Source organism: Pseudomonas sp. HMSC063H08, from assembly GCF_001813645.1.
In the GTDB taxonomy this organism is placed as follows: Bacteria; Pseudomonadota; Gammaproteobacteria; order Pseudomonadales; family Pseudomonadaceae; genus Pseudomonas; species Pseudomonas aeruginosa.
This window is the reverse complement of record NZ_KV813327.1, coordinates 1-473: the sequence shown is the minus strand read 5'-3', so window position 1 is coordinate 473 and position 473 is coordinate 1. Positions and strand designations below refer to the sequence as shown.

Sequence of the window (473 nt, the reverse complement as noted above, 5' to 3'; positions counted from 1 at the left end):
TGGGGATCGCCGACGATAGCCATTCTGATGCGCTGCCAATGGGCAATGTCCGCGATCACTGGGTTGATGTCCTGTCCCTCGTCCAGGAGCATGCAGTCGAAGCGCTGGCTCAAATCGGGCTTGCTCAGTTGATACAGCTTCAGGTAGCCGTCATGGGGCATCAGCATGCCGGTGTCCTGGAGATCGACCATGCGCCTCCAGACTACTCGCGCCATGTCCAGGCCCTGCTTGAGGAAGCGTTCCTGGGCACTGGTGAGGAACGCCTTGTCGCGGAAGCGCGGGAAGTGCGGTCGGCCGAGTTCCGCGTCGGCGCTGGCCATGTAGTTGTTCAGCGTGGCCAGCACGTCACGTACCAACTCCCAGTCTTGGGTATCGAGTCCGCGGGCGATATCGGTCAGACGCAGGTTCTTCGTCTTCTTGTGGGCGTACTGGATGCCATACACCGCATGAGCCAGGCTGTGGGCGGTCTTGCA

At 61.1% G+C, this 473-nt stretch carries 1 pseudogene; it reads right to left on the bottom strand.

Annotation, left to right across the window (positions count from 1 at the left end):
• A pseudogene (locus HMPREF2924_RS01705) lies at positions 1 to 473 on the bottom strand (DNA helicase); the annotation flags it as partial.